16 protein-coding genes are annotated in these 18529 nt (G+C 42.0%); 7 read left to right on the forward strand and 9 right to left on the reverse strand.

Annotated elements, in window-relative coordinates; genetic code table 11:
• Nucleotides 1–108 precede the first annotated feature (108 nt).
• Nucleotides 109–906 carry a metallophosphoesterase gene (locus JFC10_RS10870; protein ID WP_227685820.1) on the forward strand — a complete coding sequence of 266 codons (798 nt, stop codon included), beginning with the start codon at nucleotides 109–111 and terminating at the stop codon, nucleotides 904–906.
• A gap of 288 nt (nucleotides 907–1194) precedes the next feature.
• Complete coding sequence (locus JFC10_RS10875) at nucleotides 1195–2031, forward strand: histidine phosphatase family protein (RefSeq protein WP_193012969.1); 837 nt, start codon at nucleotides 1195–1197, stop codon at nucleotides 2029–2031.
• Nucleotides 2032–2142: 111 nt separating this feature from the next.
• Here JFC10_RS10875 and rpsT read toward each other — a convergent pair whose 3' ends face one another.
• A complete protein-coding gene (gene rpsT, locus JFC10_RS10880; RefSeq protein WP_010200097.1) occupies nucleotides 2143–2409 on the reverse strand; it encodes a 30S ribosomal protein S20 in 267 nt (88 codons plus the stop codon).
• Nucleotides 2410–2935: 526 nt separating this feature from the next.
• Here rpsT and JFC10_RS10885 point away from each other — a divergent pair.
• From JFC10_RS10885 to JFC10_RS10905, 5 genes are all read left to right on the forward strand, one after another.
• Nucleotides 2936–3637: an NAD-dependent epimerase/dehydratase family protein gene (locus tag JFC10_RS10885; RefSeq protein ID WP_198332827.1), complete on the forward strand. Its 702-nt coding sequence runs from the start codon at nucleotides 2936–2938 to the stop codon at nucleotides 3635–3637.
• Nucleotides 3638–3740: 103 nt separating this feature from the next.
• Nucleotides 3741–4274: a ribonuclease E activity regulator RraA gene (gene rraA, locus JFC10_RS10890; RefSeq protein ID WP_198332857.1), complete on the forward strand. Its 534-nt coding sequence runs from the start codon at nucleotides 3741–3743 to the stop codon at nucleotides 4272–4274.
• Between the two features lie 258 nt (nucleotides 4275–4532).
• On the forward strand, nucleotides 4533–8270 hold the full coding sequence (gene mfd / locus JFC10_RS10895; protein ID WP_198332828.1) for a transcription-repair coupling factor: 3738 nt from the start codon (nucleotides 4533–4535) through the stop codon (nucleotides 8268–8270).
• Between the two features lie 249 nt (nucleotides 8271–8519).
• Nucleotides 8520–8951 carry an HIT domain-containing protein gene (locus JFC10_RS10900; protein WP_045445060.1) on the forward strand — a complete coding sequence of 144 codons (432 nt, stop codon included), beginning with the start codon at nucleotides 8520–8522 and terminating at the stop codon, nucleotides 8949–8951.
• A gap of 957 nt (nucleotides 8952–9908) precedes the next feature.
• Nucleotides 9909–10859 carry an adenylate/guanylate cyclase domain-containing protein gene (locus JFC10_RS10905; protein ID WP_227685821.1) on the forward strand — a complete coding sequence of 317 codons (951 nt, stop codon included), beginning with the start codon at nucleotides 9909–9911 and terminating at the stop codon, nucleotides 10857–10859.
• Nucleotides 10860–10973: 114 nt separating this feature from the next.
• On the opposite strand, the gene fdx is transcribed toward JFC10_RS10905, so the two are convergent.
• The 8 genes from fdx to JFC10_RS10945 all read right to left on the reverse strand — a co-directional run bounded on the left by fdx (nucleotide 10974) and on the right by JFC10_RS10945 (nucleotide 18181).
• Nucleotides 10974–11312, reverse strand: coding sequence for an ISC system 2Fe-2S type ferredoxin (fdx, locus tag JFC10_RS10910; protein WP_193012963.1), 339 nt, complete (start codon nucleotides 11310–11312; stop codon nucleotides 10974–10976).
• Nucleotides 11313–11404: 92 nt separating this feature from the next.
• Nucleotides 11405–13285, reverse strand: coding sequence for a Fe-S protein assembly chaperone HscA (hscA, locus tag JFC10_RS10915; RefSeq protein WP_198332830.1), 1881 nt, complete (start codon nucleotides 13283–13285; stop codon nucleotides 11405–11407).
• A gap of 201 nt (nucleotides 13286–13486) precedes the next feature.
• Nucleotides 13487–14068 carry a Fe-S protein assembly co-chaperone HscB gene (gene hscB, locus JFC10_RS10920; RefSeq protein ID WP_198332831.1) on the reverse strand — a complete coding sequence of 194 codons (582 nt, stop codon included), beginning with the start codon at nucleotides 14066–14068 and terminating at the stop codon, nucleotides 13487–13489.
• 118 nt (nucleotides 14069–14186) lie between these two features.
• Nucleotides 14187–14507: an iron-sulfur cluster assembly protein IscA gene (gene iscA, locus JFC10_RS10925; protein ID WP_045445072.1), complete on the reverse strand. Its 321-nt coding sequence runs from the start codon at nucleotides 14505–14507 to the stop codon at nucleotides 14187–14189.
• A gap of 247 nt (nucleotides 14508–14754) precedes the next feature.
• Complete coding sequence (iscU, locus tag JFC10_RS10930) at nucleotides 14755–15165, reverse strand: Fe-S cluster assembly scaffold IscU (RefSeq protein WP_198332832.1); 411 nt, start codon at nucleotides 15163–15165, stop codon at nucleotides 14755–14757.
• A gap of 153 nt (nucleotides 15166–15318) precedes the next feature.
• Entirely contained in the window at nucleotides 15319–16545 is a 1227-nt protein-coding gene (locus JFC10_RS10935; RefSeq protein WP_198332833.1) for an IscS subfamily cysteine desulfurase, read from the reverse strand.
• Nucleotides 16542–17051 carry an Rrf2 family transcriptional regulator gene (locus tag JFC10_RS10940; RefSeq protein WP_198332834.1) on the reverse strand — a complete coding sequence of 170 codons (510 nt, stop codon included), beginning with the start codon at nucleotides 17049–17051 and terminating at the stop codon, nucleotides 16542–16544. Before JFC10_RS10940 ends, JFC10_RS10935 begins: the two co-directional genes overlap by 4 nt.
• A 485-nt stretch (nucleotides 17052–17536) precedes the next feature.
• Nucleotides 17537–18181, reverse strand: a complete 645-nt coding sequence (locus tag JFC10_RS10945) for a hypothetical protein (protein ID WP_193012959.1) — start codon at nucleotides 18179–18181, stop codon at nucleotides 17537–17539.
• Between the last annotated feature and the right edge of the window lie 348 nt (nucleotides 18182–18529).

Genomic DNA, 18529 nt, shown 5'->3' on the forward strand with positions numbered 1-18529 from the left:
GCGCCAGAATAATAAAAAAGACAGCCTAATCCGCTGTCTTTTTTTAATTTTTGCGGGTATGTCAAAAAATGCTAAACTATTTACGTTTATTTAATGATATTAGAACTTATGAAATTACAGATTTTAAGTGACTTACATATTGACAGTTATGCGCGTCAGTCACATCCGCTAGGGCATATTCCTAAAACTGACGCAGACGTGGTACTAGTCGCGGGCGATACGGCTAACAGCGATAGTGGTATGCCATGGCTACAAGAGCAGGCAGCACGTTTGCAAGTGCCTGTGATTACGATCGCTGGTAATCATGAATACTTTAACGAAGATGTACTACATTTTGATAAAAAGCTTGCCAGATGGGATAATTATAGTGCCCAGTCACAGCAAGGCGTCCGTTTTCTACAGTGTCAACATGTTGATATTGGTGACATACGCATCTTAGGCTGTACATTATGGACGGATTATCAATATCAAGCCAATGAAGACACTATGGCCGCTGCTATGCGTTTTATGCGTGACTATAAGCAGATTTACGCAGGTAGCGAGCTTTTTTCACCTGAAGTATCGATGAAAATTCATGCGGAACAGCGTCAATGGTTGAAGCAAGCATTGATCACCGCCAAAACGCTTGGCAAAAAAACGGTTGTGATGAGTCATCATAGTATCAGTCCATTATCGGTATCTGAAAAGTATGCCAATCTACCAAGTAATGCAGCTTTTGTCAGTGATTTATCTGGTTGGATGTATGAAGATTGGGCGCCAATGCTATGGGTACATGGACATACGCACGAAGCATTTGACTATCGTATTGGCAATACGCGAGTGATTGTTAATCCGCGTGCGTATCCAAATGAGGTGAGCAGCACTGAATTAGCATTTGCGTGGGACAAAGTCATTGATATCGGCTAAGCGGTTTTATAGTAAAATCCATATAAATTCGTTATATTATTATCCTCGCTAACCATACTAATGTATAGCTTGCACTCGGTTTGCTTGTATCGGAATTATTTAAATTCAACTATAGTCTCTTGAAAATAAATATTTGTGTGTTTTTATTCATCTTGATTCGTCTTTTTTAAAACAGCGGATATGAAATAACGGCTATTTTAAGGTTTAACCGCCTAGACTTGTAAGCAATATTACAATCGAACTGATATTTTGTTCATTCATGTCAAAAAATCTGCTACGCTTGCTACCATGAGTAAATACCCAAATAACAATCCCTCAAAACTGTCTGCTGAAACGCTTGCGAGTCACACGCCAAGTGCACCGGCGCCTTCTCACCTACCTGATAGTATGATCTCCTCAGTCAGCTTATTGCCTGAAGATAAACGGCTGATTTTATTTACCAGACACTCTTTACGTGAACGCTCTGATGGCAATGGCTTTGCCAGTTATCAGTTACCCCTAACACCTAAAGGTCGCGTGCTAGCGAAGTCTTGGGGGCGCTGGTTGGCAGGGCATTTACCGTACTCGCTCGATGTCGATAGTATCTCAAGTCCGATTGGGCGCTGTATTGACACGGCGCAGTTGATGCAAGCAGGGGCGGGACTACAACGTGATATTACGCATCAGTCATTATTGGTCGAACCTGGCAGCCTAGTGACTGAGCCTGAGATAGCAAATCCAGTATTCAAAGAAATTGGTGTCCTAAACTTTATCAATAGATTCTTGCAAGGCAATCTTGAAGGCACTAAAAATGCTTATCAGGGTGGTCTTGATATTTTGTCGCTGTTTTATCAACATCAACCACAGCATGGGCATTTAATGCTTGCCGTCAGTCATGATACTTTGTTGTCTGCTTTTTTAGCGGTGATGTTTGATGTGGTCGAGATTGATTGGAATGATTGGCCAAAAATGATGGAAGGGGTGTTTTTGTGGTTTGATGATAAGCCGTTTGAACAAGCCAGTGCACACTTCGTTTGGCGCGGTGAAGTGTATGTGCGCCCGATTCATACTTTATTAGATGGCTACCGTGCTGCCGGCTTTCATCCTAATACATTGCTCTTACCGCCAGAAGTAACATGGAAGTGATTCATTGATTTTTGATCAGACATAAAAAAACCTTGCCTCAGTATTAGAACCAGTGACAAGGTTTTAGTCATCACGCAATAAAGGCGAGATGCGGTCTAAACGTTACCAATCTTAAGCTTGTAGGCCTTTGATGGTTTTGTTCAGGCGGCTCTTACGACGAGCAGCTTTATTCTTATGAATAATACCTTTGTCAGCCATACGATCAAGAACTGGTACCGCTTTTTTGTAAGCTTCGGTAGCCGCGTCATAATCTTTAGCTGCGATAGCCGCATCAACACGTTTTAAGTAAGTACGAACCATAGAGCGTTGTGACGCAGAGTTCTGACGACGTTTGGTGTTTTGACGGGCGCGTTTACGAGCTTGTGCAGTATTAGCCACGCGTATCTCCTTGATAAAGACAGATAAAATATGAATGTTGATTGCAATAATGGGTTTAACAATCATCGGTGACGAGCAGCCGTCTCGTCAAACATGATGTCGATGTCTAATATTAAAGTATCTAATATTAATAGATCATCGCAAGCGCCAGAACTGTTTGGAATAATTAAACAGCGTTGACGTGTAAAGCCGGTTATCTTAGCAAATTATCGCGCTTAGGACAATATATTTGATGATTAATGCTGAAAGAAGTTGTGTGATCGTATAGACAACAGTTTTTTTATGTCTTTGCTCAACTGTTTTTTGAAATGTTTGTCAATATTGTTGAGCTAAAAAACGCTTATGACTCAATAAATCGTTCATTCGATAAAATCTCTTACAATAAATTCTATAGAATACCCTCAGTTATGCGTTAATTTAGGTATGATACTAGGACACGCCCTAAGGTGAAAAGCCTTGGTGATAGGCTTTAAAATCAGATTTCTCATTATCATCTATTTTCCAACACTATATAAATGGATAGGCTATGCAGCGAAAAGCAATTGTAATTGGTGCGACAGGATTGGTTGGACAGCATCTTGTCAAACAGCTTAGTGAGCTTTATGACACGTTAATTGTGATTGCAAGGCGTCCGCCACGCTATATCAATGCCAGCATGCGCTTTTATCAGGTGAATGATTTTGATAATTTAGCTGAAATATTTGCCAGCGTTGGCGTTGATCGAAAGACGGATGCTTTTAGCTGTCTTGGTACTACAAAGAAGCAGGCTGGTAGCGATGAAGCCTTTCGAAAGGTTGATCATGATTATAATGTCAATTTTGCCAAACTGTGCCAAGACAAAGGCGTTGAAAATTTCTTTTTGTTATCGTCCATGAATGCTGATATTTATAGTCGGTTTCTATACAATCGAGTAAAAGCTGAAACTGAGCAGTCTATTATGGCGCTAGGTTTTACACAGTTATTCATTTTCCGTCCATCCTTGTTACTTGGTAAGCATAAAGGTCGTCCGCTTGAAAGTATTGGCCAAAAAGCCTTTCAGCTTATATCGCCATTGGTCTCAGAGTCCTTGTCACTACATCCCATTTCCGCGAAACGCGTTGCCAGTGCCATGGCGATGAGCGCGCATGATATTTATGAGCGTAATAAATACCGTACTGAACCTGTAGTCAAAACCACTAATATCATCGAAAACAAGCAAATGCTAGCGATGACTAAAGTTAAAAAATAGCTCAAGTATTAAATTAAGGAAACAATTGAAATTAAGCCCTAGTCATAAATAATCAGTCGTGAATAACTAATCATACATAACAAGGAGCGTCATTATGTCAGATATGCCAGAATCAACAACAATGAATAAAGAGAACTTTGTGACCTGTGATTTATTGGATGCCAATCCTGAGTCGCAGGTATGTTTGCCCAATATCGAAGGTAAGTCTTTTCATAGCTTTGGTGGCAAAAACAAATTCTGCGGTGAAATTGTGACGGTGAAATGCTTTGAAGACAATAGCCGCGTGAAATCATTATTGAATAGCAATGGTAAAGATAAAGATGGTAACGGTAAAGTATTGGTGGTTGACGGTGGTGGTTCAATGCGTTGTGCGCTGCTAGGCGACATGATTGCGCAGTCAGCGATTGACAACCACTGGGCGGGGGTTATTGTGTATGGCTGTGTTCGCGATGTTGATGATATGGCAGCAATGGATATCGGTGTCATAGCACTCGGTTGCATCCCGCGTAAATCGAATCGCCGCGATGAAGGTCAAACGGATATTGAAATTAGCTTTGGCGATTTAACGTTAAATTCGGGTATGTTTATCTATGCAGATAATAATGGCATTATCGCTAGCGACAAGCCCTTAATTTAAAAATGGCTTATCATTTAACAATAGTTTAATAAGTATCAATTAAAGACCTCAGCGTCATCGTTGAGGTCTTTTTATTGAGTGATAACTTTGAGGCTTTAAAAATAGTTTTCAGGCTGCAATAAGTGTTCTTCAAGGTTTTTCAGCAGTGTTTGATGAGAAGTAAAATCCTAAGTGACAAACCGTTACGGCATAAATTTTGGTAATTGCTGAAATATTCGTATAATAGCTCTCTGACTCTTAACATTGATCCTACCCTTTATGCCTATCACTGCTTTGACTGACGCTTTTGAACCAATTAACCAGCAGTTGTTTCCTATCCAGAATGCCGAGCGGCGTTGGCTGGCACCTGTGCATGGGGCAGTCAGCAGTTTGTGGCTAGCGAGTCTGGTGCAAACACCGCTATGGAATGTTGCCGACCGATTAAAAGTTGTGGTAACACGTGACCAAAACCAGCTTAATCAGATAGAGACGGAACTGGCATTTTGCGGCGTCGATGCTTATGTGTTTCCCGATTGGGAGACGTTGACCTATGATGAGCTGTCACCGCATCAAGACATCGTTAGTGAGCGTATCAATCTCTTGACGGATATGCCAAGTTCAGGGGTGCTGCTTATCTCGGTACAGGCGCTAATGCACCGTGTGGCACCGCCGAGCTGGCTGATAGGGCAGCATTTTGATTTGAGCGTGGGAGATCGATTTGATATCAATACCCAGCGTGGACTACTAGCAAAAGCAGGTTACCGAGCGGTTGAAAACGTCTTTGAGCCGGGTGAATTCGCGGTACGTGGCAGTATCATTGATATCTTTGCGATGGGTCAGCCGTTTCCGCTACGTTTAGATTTATTTGACGATGAGATCGAGACCATTCGTTTTTTTAATCCGCAAACCCAGCGGACGTTGACCGTTGATGATCTCAAAACAATGATGAGTGGCAACGATAGCAGTATGGGCAAAGAATCGCTGTCGCTACTGCATAAATTACCAGATATCTCAAAACCTATTGAACAATTTCAAATACTACCGGCAAAAGAGTTTCCGCTTGATGAAGGGCGTGAGACGTTTCGTACCAACTTCGCTACGATGTTCCCTAATGCGAGCAGCCGTAAGTTTGAGCTACATAAAGACGTGATGGCAGGTATCGCTAGTAGCGGACTTGAATATTACCAGCCGCTATTTTTTGATTTAAAAGAGTGGCAAGCAGAGAGTAGCTTATTTGCTTACTTACCAAGCGATGCGCTGTTTATCACTGATGAACTAATTAATGAAAAACAGGTAGATTACTGGTCACAAATTCAGCGCCGTTATGAAGAGCGTCGTCATGATATTGATAAACCTATTGTCGCGCCTGAACTGTTATATTTGCTATCAAATACCTTAAACGAGCATCTTAATCGTTATCCACGCGTGATTCTTAGTGCACGTAATGAGCTGGCTACCATGACGGATGTCGCTGCGATTGACAGCGACGACTCATTGTTAGAAGTTGCACACCAATCAGATTTACAGCCAAAACTGCCACTGATGGCAAATAAACAGCAAGGCTTGGTGACGCTCAGTGCGCAAGAGCCACCACAATTATCAGTAAATCATCAAAAGGCCGAGCCTCTTACCGAGCTATTAGAATTTTTAGCGTTACAAGCGCAAACAGCGACGCCAGTATTGATCGTGGCTGAAACAGCGGGTCGCCGCGAGATTCTCATTGAGCTGTTTAAAGGCAAGATCGATATCAAAGCTTATGATAGCTTTGAGGCGTTTTTAGCCGCCGATAAAACTACTGGTCTTAATGCTAAAAAGCTGCCGCAGGTTGGGTTAACGGTTGCACCTATTGAACGTGGGGTGTATGTTCCTGAGCGTTTGGTGCTGATTAGTGAAACGCAATTATTTGGTCGACAAGTGCTGCAAACGCGCCGTCGTCGTCAAAGCGGTGTGTCAGAAGAGTTTTTGGTTAAAAGCGTTACCGAAATAACCGAAGGTAGCCCAGTGGTGCATATTGAGCATGGTATTGGGCGTTACAATGGACTGATTACCTTAGATGTGGGTGATGGCGAGCAAGAGTTTATTCATCTGAAATACGCTGATGATGCCAGTATTTATGTGCCAGTCGCTAATTTGCAAATGATTAATCGCTATAGTGGCGGTGATCCTGCACTTGCGCCATTGCACAAAATCGGCAGCGGCAAATGGGATAAGGCCAAGCAAAAAGCGCTTGAGCAAATCCATGACGTAGCAGCTGAGCTACTCAATATGCAGGCGCGTCGTGAAGCCAAAGTCGGTATTCATTTTAAAATAGACCCATCACAGTATGAGCTATTTGCCAGCCAGTTTGCCTTTGAAGAGACGCCCGATCAAGCCAACGCCATCCATGCAGTTATGGAAGACATGAGGCAAAACCAGCCAATGGATCGTCTTATCTGCGGTGATGTGGGTTTTGGTAAAACAGAGGTCGCCATGCGCGCAGCGTTTATTGCAGTCAGCGCAGGTTATCAGGTGGCTGTATTGGTGCCGACAACCTTGCTGGCAGGTCAGCATGAAGACAATTTCCGTGATCGCTTCGCTGATTGGCCAGTACGTATCGAAACCTTATCGCGCTTTGGTGGCAAAAAGCATCAAGATACGGTATTGGCGGATTTGGCGGCTGGCAAAGTTGATATTGTTATCGGTACGCATAAGCTACTGCAACCTGATGTGAAGTTTTCTAATTTAGGTTTAATGATCGTCGATGAAGAACACCGCTTTGGTGTGCGCCATAAAGAGCGTATCAAGGCGATTCAGACCGATGTGGACAGTATGTCGATGACAGCGACCCCAATCCCTAGAACGCTTAATATGGCACTCTCTGGTATGCGTGATATGTCAATTATTGCCACACCTCCAGCACGACGTTTAGCGATTAAAACCTTTGTCATGCAAAAAACTGATGCCTTAATGAAAGAGGCCATCTTGCGTGAACTATTGCGCGGGGGGCAGGTTTATTTATTGCATAATGATGTGGCTAGTATCGAGCGTATGGCAGAGACCATACGTGAATTGGTTCCTGAGGCGCGAGTAGGGGTCGCTCATGGGCAAATGCAAGAGCGCCAACTTGAACAAGTGATGCAGCAGTTTTATCATAAAAAATTCAATGTACTGATATGCTCAACCATTATCGAGACTGGTATTGATGTACCCAATGCCAATACCATTATCATTGAGCGCGCCGATAAGTTTGGTTTGGCACAATTACATCAGTTACGTGGTCGTGTTGGTCGCAGTCATCACCAAGCGTATTGTTATCTACTTGTACCGTCTATTAAAGGTCTCAAAGGCGATGCTAAGCGCCGATTACATGCGATTGAACGCGCCAATACGCTAGGCGCAGGCTTCATGCTGGCAAGTGAAGATTTAGAGATTCGCGGTGCCGGTGAGATACTCGGTAAGCAGCAAAGTGGTAACATGCAGGCGATTGGTTTTAGTTTATATATGGACATGCTGGAGCGGGCAACAAAGGCGATTAAAGCAGGTAAAGAGCCGGATTTAAGTACGCCATTGTCGCTGACTAGTGAGATCAATCTGCATAGCTCGGCATTGATACCAGAAGAGTATTTGCATGATGTGCATCAGCGTTTGTTATTTTATAAGCGTATTAGTAATGCCGATGATAAAGAGGCGCTCACCGATATCCGTACTGAAATGATTGACCGTTTTGGAACGCTGCCAGATCAAACCAAGCAGTTATTTGCCATTCATGGACTACGTATACAAGCCGAACCGCTGAAGATTAATAAAATCGATGCCAATAGTAGTAGCATGACATTAGAGTTTGCACCTGATACGCCAGTCGATGCCTTAGCAATTATTAAGTTGATTCAATCAAATGGACAGCGCTATCGTATGAACGGTGCCTCTGGTATTCGTTATCAAGATGCTGATAAACTGGCAACACCGCAACAGCGCGTCACCGCGATTCAAGAGTTATTACACTATTTTAGCGAGCATATGGTGGCAGCGTCAGCATAGTTGTTTTGGCATTTCGGCATTTTGAGAGCTCAGCAATGATTTTCGGTAGATTAAATCAGCTAAATAAGTTAGCTAGCCAGTGCTCAAGTAGGACGTCAAGACAATGAGTCATAGCGCTATTTTATCGGTCGGATAACTGATAAAATAGCGATATCCTATATTTAGCCTATTATTTTTTAGTAAATTAAATTCTGCTTTTCTAGATTCACATTCCTTTTATCTGAGTGTCATAACAAGAGAACCGTCATTATGTTCCAACTTCATCATAAACTCGCTGCCGATAGTTTCTTAGTGGGGGATTTCCCATTATCGACTTGTCGTTTAATCAATGATTGTCAGTTTCCTTGGTTAATATTAGTGCCGCGCGTATCAGGTATCAAAGAGTTATATGAGTTATCTGAAGCCGATCAAACACAGTTTTTGCGTGAGTCAAGTTGGTTATCAAGCCAACTGGCCAAGACCTTTCAAGCCGATAAAATGAATGTAGCAGCATTGGGTAATCAAGTACCACAGCTACATTTTCATCATATCGTTCGCTATCAAAACGACATGCAATGGCCAAATCCAGTATGGGGGGTACCTGCTATTCCTTATACCAAAGAAGTGTTGGCACAGATGCAGCAGACGTTAATGATGGCGCTACGTGGTCATCATCAAATGCCTTTTGATTGGCAGATGTAATAAACACCTAAATAGCGGTATATCGGTGAGTTGATTGGCGAATCAGTAATAATGCCCTAGTGGGCACGTAGTGATTGACCCATCAAAGTAGCTGGAAAAATGGTTGGACATCTAAAGTTAAGCCTTATTTTGGTGTTTTTATGCGTTTTACCGTTTTGTATCAACGCTATTCTCGGTTATTGTATGACGTGATGTGTATATGTTGGTAGGTTTTAAATGTTTGAAAGCCAGATAATATTTATCTGGCTTTTCTGTTTTTGGCTCAAGCGATACGTCTCATAATCCTGATTTAGTAGCGCATTAAGACAAGATGAGTGATAAGTGGTATGCTTTTGGCTATCAGTGACATGGGTTTTATTGCATTTAAAAAGTATAATATAATCATTGATTAATCTTATACACAACCTGGCATAAAGGTAGGTAGTACGCGTGAGCCATCCTCAAGCCTTTTAGTTTTTTAGATAGCCTGTTTTACGTAAGCGAATACTTCATATGCCTTTTTTAGACACGCTGAGACCAAATCACTCTTCAACAAATGAAGGAATTTATCGATTTGACTATCCAGAAGTCTTCGTTTTAATACTTACGGTCATACTCCTCGCTTTATATTTTGATTTTAGACCTACCTCAATGGCACTGCTCGTTATTGTTTGTCTGCCAAGTTTAATGATTTTGATTTATAACTATCGCCACCCAAAAAGTTTTTGGACGTCTAATATTGTCATTATTTTATTATCGGCGGTTATTGGGTCGATACAATTTTGCACGTTCATTTCGCTTAGCTTAGCCGCGCTCATAGTGCTTAGAATTATTATTAGTAGTCCTGAAAATCATTTAAAGCTGATCGCTGTTTCCGTAATAACGATGATAGTTTTCTATTATGTTAGCGTCACTTTGAATAGCGCTGATATAGATTGCCATGAAGGCTGGATAACACCAATAATATTATTAGCCAGTATGATCGTCATACTATATCAGTTTTGGCATGTGTACCAAGAATATATTAGTTACGAAACTCGTGCTCATCAGGCTGTTGGGCGATTAAGTACGATGGTTTCTGTCATTAATAAGTTAACGCGCTTCATACCAACGCAAGTTTGGGAGCCTATCGTAAAATCTGACAGCCCAGTTACCGTTTCTAATAAGCGTGCTAAGCTGACGATTATGTTCTCAGACATCGTTGGCTTTACTGAATTGTCAGATAGTTTGAGCGCCGATAATTTGGCTGACATCTTAAATACTTATATGCACTGTATGACATTGATAGCAAATAAGCATGGCGCTGTGCTTGACAAATTCATTGGTGATGGCATGGTATGTTTTTTTGGTGAGCCAAATAGTCGCGGTGCGCGCCAAGATGCTTTAGACTGTATCGCAATGGCAATAGATATGCGTCGCGAGATGCGAACTTTAAGGCAAAAATGGCGATTGATGGGCTTTGAGGGATTGTACATACGTATTGGCATTACCACAGGTTATTGCCATGTTGGCAACTTTGGCAGCAACAATCGTCTAAGCTATACTTTGATTGGTAAAGAGGCCAATCTAGCGGCAAGACTTGAGTCGAGCGCTGGTAAAGATGAGATATTGGTCAGTGAGAGTACCTACGACTATATCTGTCATAATTACGAATGTCATCATGCTGGTGCATTTAAGCTTAAGGGCTTTGATAGTAAGGTGAATGCGTGGCAAGTGCTGGATCCTGATGCGCATAAAGGCTTCTTGTCAAAGTGGGTTGATTACACATTACCGGGTTTCAATTTGCATCTGAATTTTAAAGATATGAAGGATAATGATTATCAAGATATCAGAGCGCGCTTAAATTTTGCGCTTGAGCGTGTCGAGCAGGAGCAAGAAAAAGTAGCAGCCGACATAGCGGCAGCTAGCAAACGTAATGACCATCACTGACAATCGTCATAAATAATCATCTAAAAGTAATGTCTATAAAATTAAGCGCAAAAAAGCCAGCTATGATAGCTGGCTTTTGCAAAATAACAGTCAGGTGAATTTTACGGTTAGTGTTTAATGATTTTCTTTTGCATGGTTAAGCGTATATTTAGGAATCTCAATGGTTAAGTCTTCATCATCGAGCATGACTTGACAAGATAGACGTGAATCAGGCTCCAAACCCCAAGCACGATCTAATAAATCGGCTTCAATATCATCCATTTCATCTAAACTATTAAACCCTTTACGAACCACCACATGGCATGTGGTACAGGCTTTTGACATCTCACATGCATGTTCAATTTTAATGCCTTTTTCCAATAGCGCTTTACATAAGTTGCTGCCAGCTTCTAGCTCGACTTCGGTGCCTTCAGGGCAAATTTCATGATGCGGTAGTACGGTAATTTTTGGCATAAATCGTCTTTCCAGTGCTAATCAATTAAAAGAATAAAAATATAAGAGATGAGCTTAGTATGGTTGCTAAGCCACATTCTTAAATGTATCTGCTACCAATCTTGGGCATTCGTGCCTGCCATGCTGGCTTTGACGCTTTGATTCATAATACGGGCAGCAAAGGCATCACTATGAGGCTTGAGCTTTGCTTGCTGTGCCTCGATAAGTGCCAAATCATCAGTACGGAGCGTTGTTTGTAGTGCTTGTATTTGCTCAGCCAATGAGTGCTGCTCCTCAGAAGACAATAAGGCTGCAAATTCTTTAAGGGCAGATTGTAGCGCTAATACTTCACGCTCCGCTTCTACCTTAGTCTCGATTAAAGAGCGCGCCTTTTTATCTTCTTCTGCATGCTTGAACCCTGCGACGAGCAACTGCTCTTTTTGCTCATCGGATAGTCCATAAGAAGGCACAATCTCGATTTTACTTTCTGTCTTGGTTGTGGTTTCTTGGGCGCTGACGGTTAGCTGACCATTAGCATCAATACTAAAGGTCACTTCAATACGAGCAAACCCAGCTTTCATTGGCGGGATACCATATAGCTCAAAACGACCCAATGAACGGCAGTTATCTACTGTCTCGCGCTCGCCCTGTACCACATGAATCACCATGCCTGTTTGACCATCTTGATAGGTGGTAAACACTTGGCGTTTTTTGACAGGGATAGGCGTATTACGTGGGATAAGCACTTCAACCAGACCACCCATGGTCTCAAGACCTAGCGATAATGGTGTCACATCTAACAATAATAGATTGTTGTCACTATCGCCATTGACCAATTGATGGGCAGTTTGGGCAGCGCCTAAAGCAACGACCTCATCTGGATTCAGACGGCAAAGTGGCTGCTTGGCAAAAAATTCAGTCACGACTTGTTGTATGGCAGGCATACGCGTTGAGCCACCGACTAAGATAACTTCATCTAGATCTGTGGCAGTCAGCTTAGCATCGCGCAGCACTTGTTCACATACGCTCAACGTGCGACGACTAACAGGTTCTACGATAGCCAGTACATCTTCACGGCGTAATACACCTTGATAGGCTTGTCCGTTGACAGTGACGTTGATATCGACCTGTTCAGCATCAGTCAATGCTTGTTTGTAAGCTTTAGCCTCTTGTGCCAGTATTGATTTGTCATGCAAACTCACATCTTTTGGATCAATACTCAGTTGTTTGATAATCCAATTGGTAATGAGACGATCAATATCATCCCCACCTAGCGCACTGTTACCACCAGTTGCCAATACTTCAAAGACGCCATCAGTGAGTTTTAATATAGACACGTCAAAAGTGCCGCCACCCAAATCATAGATTAAATAATAGCTTTCTTTATTGCTATTTTCACTATTTTGATCAAGACCGTAAGCGACTGCAGCAGCTGTAGGCTCATTTAGTAAGCGTAGCACATTGATACCAGCGGCTTGGGCAGCATCTTTAGTTGCTTGACGCTGTGCCTCATCAAAATAAGCTGGCACGGTAATAACTGCCCCTTCGATGCTGTTTGCAGGTAATGCGCTCGCTGCACGTTGCTCGAGTGCGGCTAATATGCGGGCTGATACTTCGACAGGTGACACCTCACCTTGAGCAGTCACGAATGCTGGCATGTCATCTGTACTGCCGCTTAACTCATAAGGGTGAGAGAATTTAATATCAGCTTGACTACGACCCATAAAACGCTTAGCCGAGACGATCGTATTTTTTGGATCATCCGCCAAATGCGCTAGTGCATCATAGCCGACCAATGGATTGCCAGTAGCTGGATAATAAACGACAGAAGGCAACAACGTATCTGACGCTGCGCCTGCTTCTAAGACTTGCGCCTTGCCCGAACGTACCACAGCGACCAGTGAGCGCGTGGTACCAAGGTCGATGCCCAAACCAAAACGATGCTGGTGAGGTTGGGCGCTTTGATTGGGTTCGGCAATTTGCATTAAAGACATAAGGATAACTCAGAGATAAAATAAATAAGTGAAATATAGTACAGGCATTACGACAATCTGACGAATGCGCTCCTATTATAAGAATATTAAAGCGTAGCAGCTAACAATTTTGGAGATGATAGATTATACGGTATAGTTGGTACTATTTTAACCAAATATTTAGAATCTGGTTTTTGCATAAAACTCATAACCTACAGCTATTTAAACGTACAGATCATCATCATCTGAATGCTCAGCAGTTGCTAACTCATCGATACCAGTAGTTACGTCAGCATTTAATTTGACTAAGAATTTCAGTTTTTGTGTCGCATCAATCGCCGTTTGCCAATCTTGGTTTTGGTAAGCATCGTTAAAACGCTTAGACTGTTTTGCCAGTCGCTCGGTGATTTGAGGGTGTAGTTGTTGCAATGTCGCACGATCTTTACCCTCGATAGCGTCATCTAAATCCATTCGCATCTGCATCGCATCCTCTAAGAAGTCTAAGTCTGCGATTGAGTGTTCTAGATTCTGTGCTTGATCGGCCATATCTAGTAGATAGCTAGCACGACTATCAGGCGCACTTAACGCTTGGTAGGCTTGGTTGATTAATGCTGAAGCTTGCACAGATTGCTGTTGCGCTTGTGAGGTGTTTGCCAGATTCTTGTCGACATTATCAGGGTGATAACGTTTTTGTAGCAGGCGTAGATGCTGATCGAGACTCTCTTGATTGACTTCAAACTGTACAGGTTGCTCAAATAGGGCAAAGAAGTTATCAAACTGGGCTTCTGCAGTAATGTCTCTCATATCATACGCCTTGCTTTTTATTTGTTTTGAAAGTTTTCTTTAGTTGAGAACATATTTACGATGACTTAAATATAGAGTCGGTAAACTCTAAACTAAAGGGTTTTCAACCTTTCGTTCATTAGACGGTAAAAGATTCACCGCAACCACATTCGCCTTTTTGATTAGGATTGGTGAACTTAAAGCCTTCGTTAAGACCTTCTTTTTCGTAGTCCATCAACAAACCATCTAAATACACCAAACTTTTAGGATCAATAAAGATGTTAACGCCGCGGCTTTCGTAACGCGTGTCATTTTCATCAGGGGTATCTACAAACTCTAAAACGTAAGCTAAGCCTGAGCAACCCGCGGTACGGATACCCACTCGAATACCTTCACCTTTGCCGCGATTGTCCAAAAAGTCTCGAACATGCTGAGCGGCGCGTTCTGTCATTTCAATCATGCCAACTCCCATTGACTATCAATAATAAATATCAATCAAAAAATCTGTATAAACTGGCAATGAAAATAGCGCACTTGCCAAAATAATCTTAATAACGACCAGTTAATAATCGCTAGAAAATAAAAGGTGACAATTACATTAGCGTTATTGTCACCTCTTTAGCGTTAGTAGCTGTTCAATACATCGACTACTAAAGTACTGCCATTAAGACCGTGTACTTAGAACTACAATACTTCCGCTAACAGGTTTAGCTAGCCGTTTCTTCTGTCTCTACTGCTGCGCTATGCTTACCTTTATAGTCGCTAATAGCAGCTTTAATGGCGTCTTCAGCAAGTACAGAGCAATGCACTTTTACTGGTGGTAAGGCCAGTTCTTTCGCGATATCGTTGTTTTTGATTTCGCCCGCTTGATCCAAGCTTTTGCCTTTTAGCCACTCAGTAACGAGCGAGCTTGAAGCGATTGCTGAACCACAGCCATAAGTTTTAAAGCGTGCATCTTCAATGATGCCGTTATCATCAACTTGAATTTGTAGACGCATCACATCGCCACATGCTGGGGCACCAACCATACCGGTACCAACATTTTTAGCATTCTTATCAAGATTGCCAACGTTGCGTGGGTTTTCGTAATGATCAATAACTTGGTCACTATAGGCCATGGGGTTTTCTCCTGGTTAGATGATGAGTGGTAGGTTATTAATCTTTGAAACACTACCAACTCATCGATAATTGGGGTCAAACACTTAATTTTAATTGTCTGATCAATCGTTTATTAAATACATTGAATACGATATTACTATCTATACTTTATTTTAGTGCTCAGCCCATTCGACTGAATTCAAATCAACACCTTCTTGGTACATATCCCAAAGTGGTGATAGAGCACGTAATTTATCAACAGCTTCATGCATTTGCTTGATAACGGTATCGATGTCTTCTTCAGTGGTATAACGGCCGAAGCTGAAGCGGATTGAGCTGTGCGCCAATTCGTCTGGGCGACCGATAGCACGCAATACATATGATGGCTCAAGCGTCGCTGACGTACAGGCTGAGCCTGATGATACAGCCAAGTCTTTAAGTGACATCATTAGCGATTCACCTTCAACAAAGTTAAAGCTGATGTTTACAATGTTAGGTACACTGTTTTCAAGATCACCGTTTAGGTAAATCTCTTCGATATCTTGTAGACCATCCCACAGTTTTTGGCGTAGTTTTGCTGCATGTGCATGGTCTTCTTCATAACGCTCATTGGCTAAAGCAAATGCTGCCCCAAGACCAACGATTTGATGTGTCGGTAATGTACCTGAACGCATACCGCGCTCATGACCACCGCCATGCTGCTCTGCTTTCAAACGGATACGTGGCTTACGGCGAACAAATAATGCACCAATACCTTTAGGACCGTAGGCTTTGTGACCTGAAAAGCTCATCAAGTCGATCTTCGTGGTTTCAAGGTCAATCAATACTTTACCAACAGATTGTGCGCCATCGACGTGGAACACCACACCCGCTTCACGAGTGATTTCACCAACTGCAGCGACATCAGTAATCGTGCCAAGCTCATTATTTACCATCATGAGTGATACTAAGATAGTATCGTCACGTAGGGCTTCTTTCACTTGCTGTGGCAAAATAAGACCCGTGCTTGGTTGTGGCTCAAGATAAGTAATCTCAAAACCTTCTTGCTCAAGCTCACGGCACGTATCTAATACCGCTTTATGTTCGATCTTACTGGTAATAATGTGCTTACCACGAGATTGATAAAAATGCGCTGCACCTTTAATGGCTAAGTTATCTGATTCTGTTGCACCAGAAGTAAAGACGATTTCGCGTGGATCAGCGTTAATGACTTCAGCCACTTGTTGACGCGCTGTTTCTACAGCTTCTTCTGCTTGCCAACCATAGCCATGCGAGCGCGAGGCTGGGTTACCAAAGATGCCATCTACTGTCAGATACTCGCTCATCTTAGCAGCTACTGATTTTGCAACTGGTGTGGTGGCGGCATAATCTAAGTATATAAGGTTGTTATGTTGGCTCATGCTGGGTTTGCCTCGCTGTTCGATAGGGTAATAGTGTTGATATCTTTTATGGAAATCTCTTTGGTAGAGTTGTGCTGACGCTCTGACACTGACTGCACATTTTCCATGTCTAATAATTGCGCTAATGTTATATTTTTCAAGTACTGTTCGATATGATTGGACAGTGCACACCATAAATCATGGGTTAAGCACATTGTACCACCTTGACAGTCGCCACGTCCTTCGCACTGCATCGCATTAACCGATTCATCGACGGCAGATATGATGCTCATCACGTCTATCTCATGCAATGGTTTGGCTAGATGATAGCCGCCTGCTGCACCTCGGATGCTAGTGACAAGACCACGTTTACGAAGTTTGGAAAACAGTTGTTCAAGGTAAGAGATAGAAATCGATTGCCGCTTGGCGATATCAGATAAGGAGACTGCAGTGTCTTGTTGGCTGGTCTGTAATGCCAAATCTAGTAACGCAGTAACGGCATATCTGCCTCGAGTAGTCAAACGCATGTGTTATCTCCAAACTTTTAAGTCATTTTTATTTAACAACGACCTCAGCAAAATGATAGTGGTGGCAGCTTGTAAGTAATATGGAAGCTACTGATGGAATCATATAATAGCTAAGTTGTGTCTTATCGTTATTAAACAGCAGATAATTAACCCGATGTGTGCAACGATTAAGCCAATTATACTTAATCCTGAGTAATTTAGTCAAGATTAAAGTGTGGTTGAATGGTTAATCGAGCTTATTACTATGATTGATAAAAACAATGGTATTAAAAGGAGGGGAGATAAGATTGAAAACATTGATTCCTAGTATTTTTAAAATACTAAAATACAGTCTTGAGGTTTGAGTTCTAAGTTTTTTCTTTAACGTCTATGAATTATATTAGGGCGTGTTGAATATTCAACACGCCCTAATCATATAAGCGTTTAATATCGCGTAATCGGCATCAAACGCATTCGGTAAGGTAAGCAACCTTTCATTGGTGAAATTAATTCATCAATAGCGCGATAATGGCTGCGATCATAATGACAAGCGCTACAACAGTCACAATCATCAAGGTCTTCTGTTTGCTTTGTAACTCTTTAACAGTGGTTTCAAGCTCACGGTTTTTAATGGTTAATGTATTTATCTGGGTTTGTTGCTCTTTAATACGCAGCTTATAGTGATCCTTTTTTTCGGCCATTTCAGCATCAGACGGCTTAGTTTTACCTTTGCCACCTTTTATTTTTTTAATCAGACCTTGAATTAAGCTACCAAGACCGAGTTGCATAATAAACTGCTTGACCAACTGTACTTGGACAGACTCGCCGCGCATTTGTAGTTTTTCGGTGGTTTCGCTGTCATGAGTAGTGATCGCATTGATAACTTGGATGCTATAAGCATTGATGATGACGTCAGGTTCACTGCGGTCAATAGGTAATTGTGCGTCTAATAATACGCCTTTGGTACTAAAAGTGGCAAATACCTCAACATGTGGTAAATATAAGCGTAGCGCCACGACAGTACCTTGCTTGGCAAGTGGATAAGCGGCTTTACGTAGTTCGGGATCTAAACGTAGCAATAGTGTCAGCGCCGACTCGATGAACACCAGAATGATATTAAGAAAAGAGTGGGACAACGTAGAACGCTTCATGTAAATAATCCGTTTTATATTTGGCAAATTAGAGGCAAAAGACAAACAAGAGTCAAACTTGACCCAAAAGGTACAATGATATTTTGCTTATAGTAACGCCTTTATAGTAAAAAGTAACGCTAGTTTCTGTCAGTTGGAAAATTATTACTTTACAATTTGATAGTCAACAAGGACACTAATATTTATGACTGGTAATGCATCAGTAAGAGATGACATGTCTTTGAACGATCAGGCAGTATAGAGGTTGACTAGCTAAGTCAACGTTAGAAAAATGCAAGGTTGCTAGCCGTTATAACCGTTGCAGAGGCTTTGCGTAACATTGAGTGTCAAATACGTAGTACAGTAGGC

The organism is Psychrobacter aquimaris, from assembly GCF_016107525.1.
GTDB lineage: Bacteria > Pseudomonadota > Gammaproteobacteria > Pseudomonadales > Moraxellaceae > Psychrobacter > Psychrobacter aquimaris.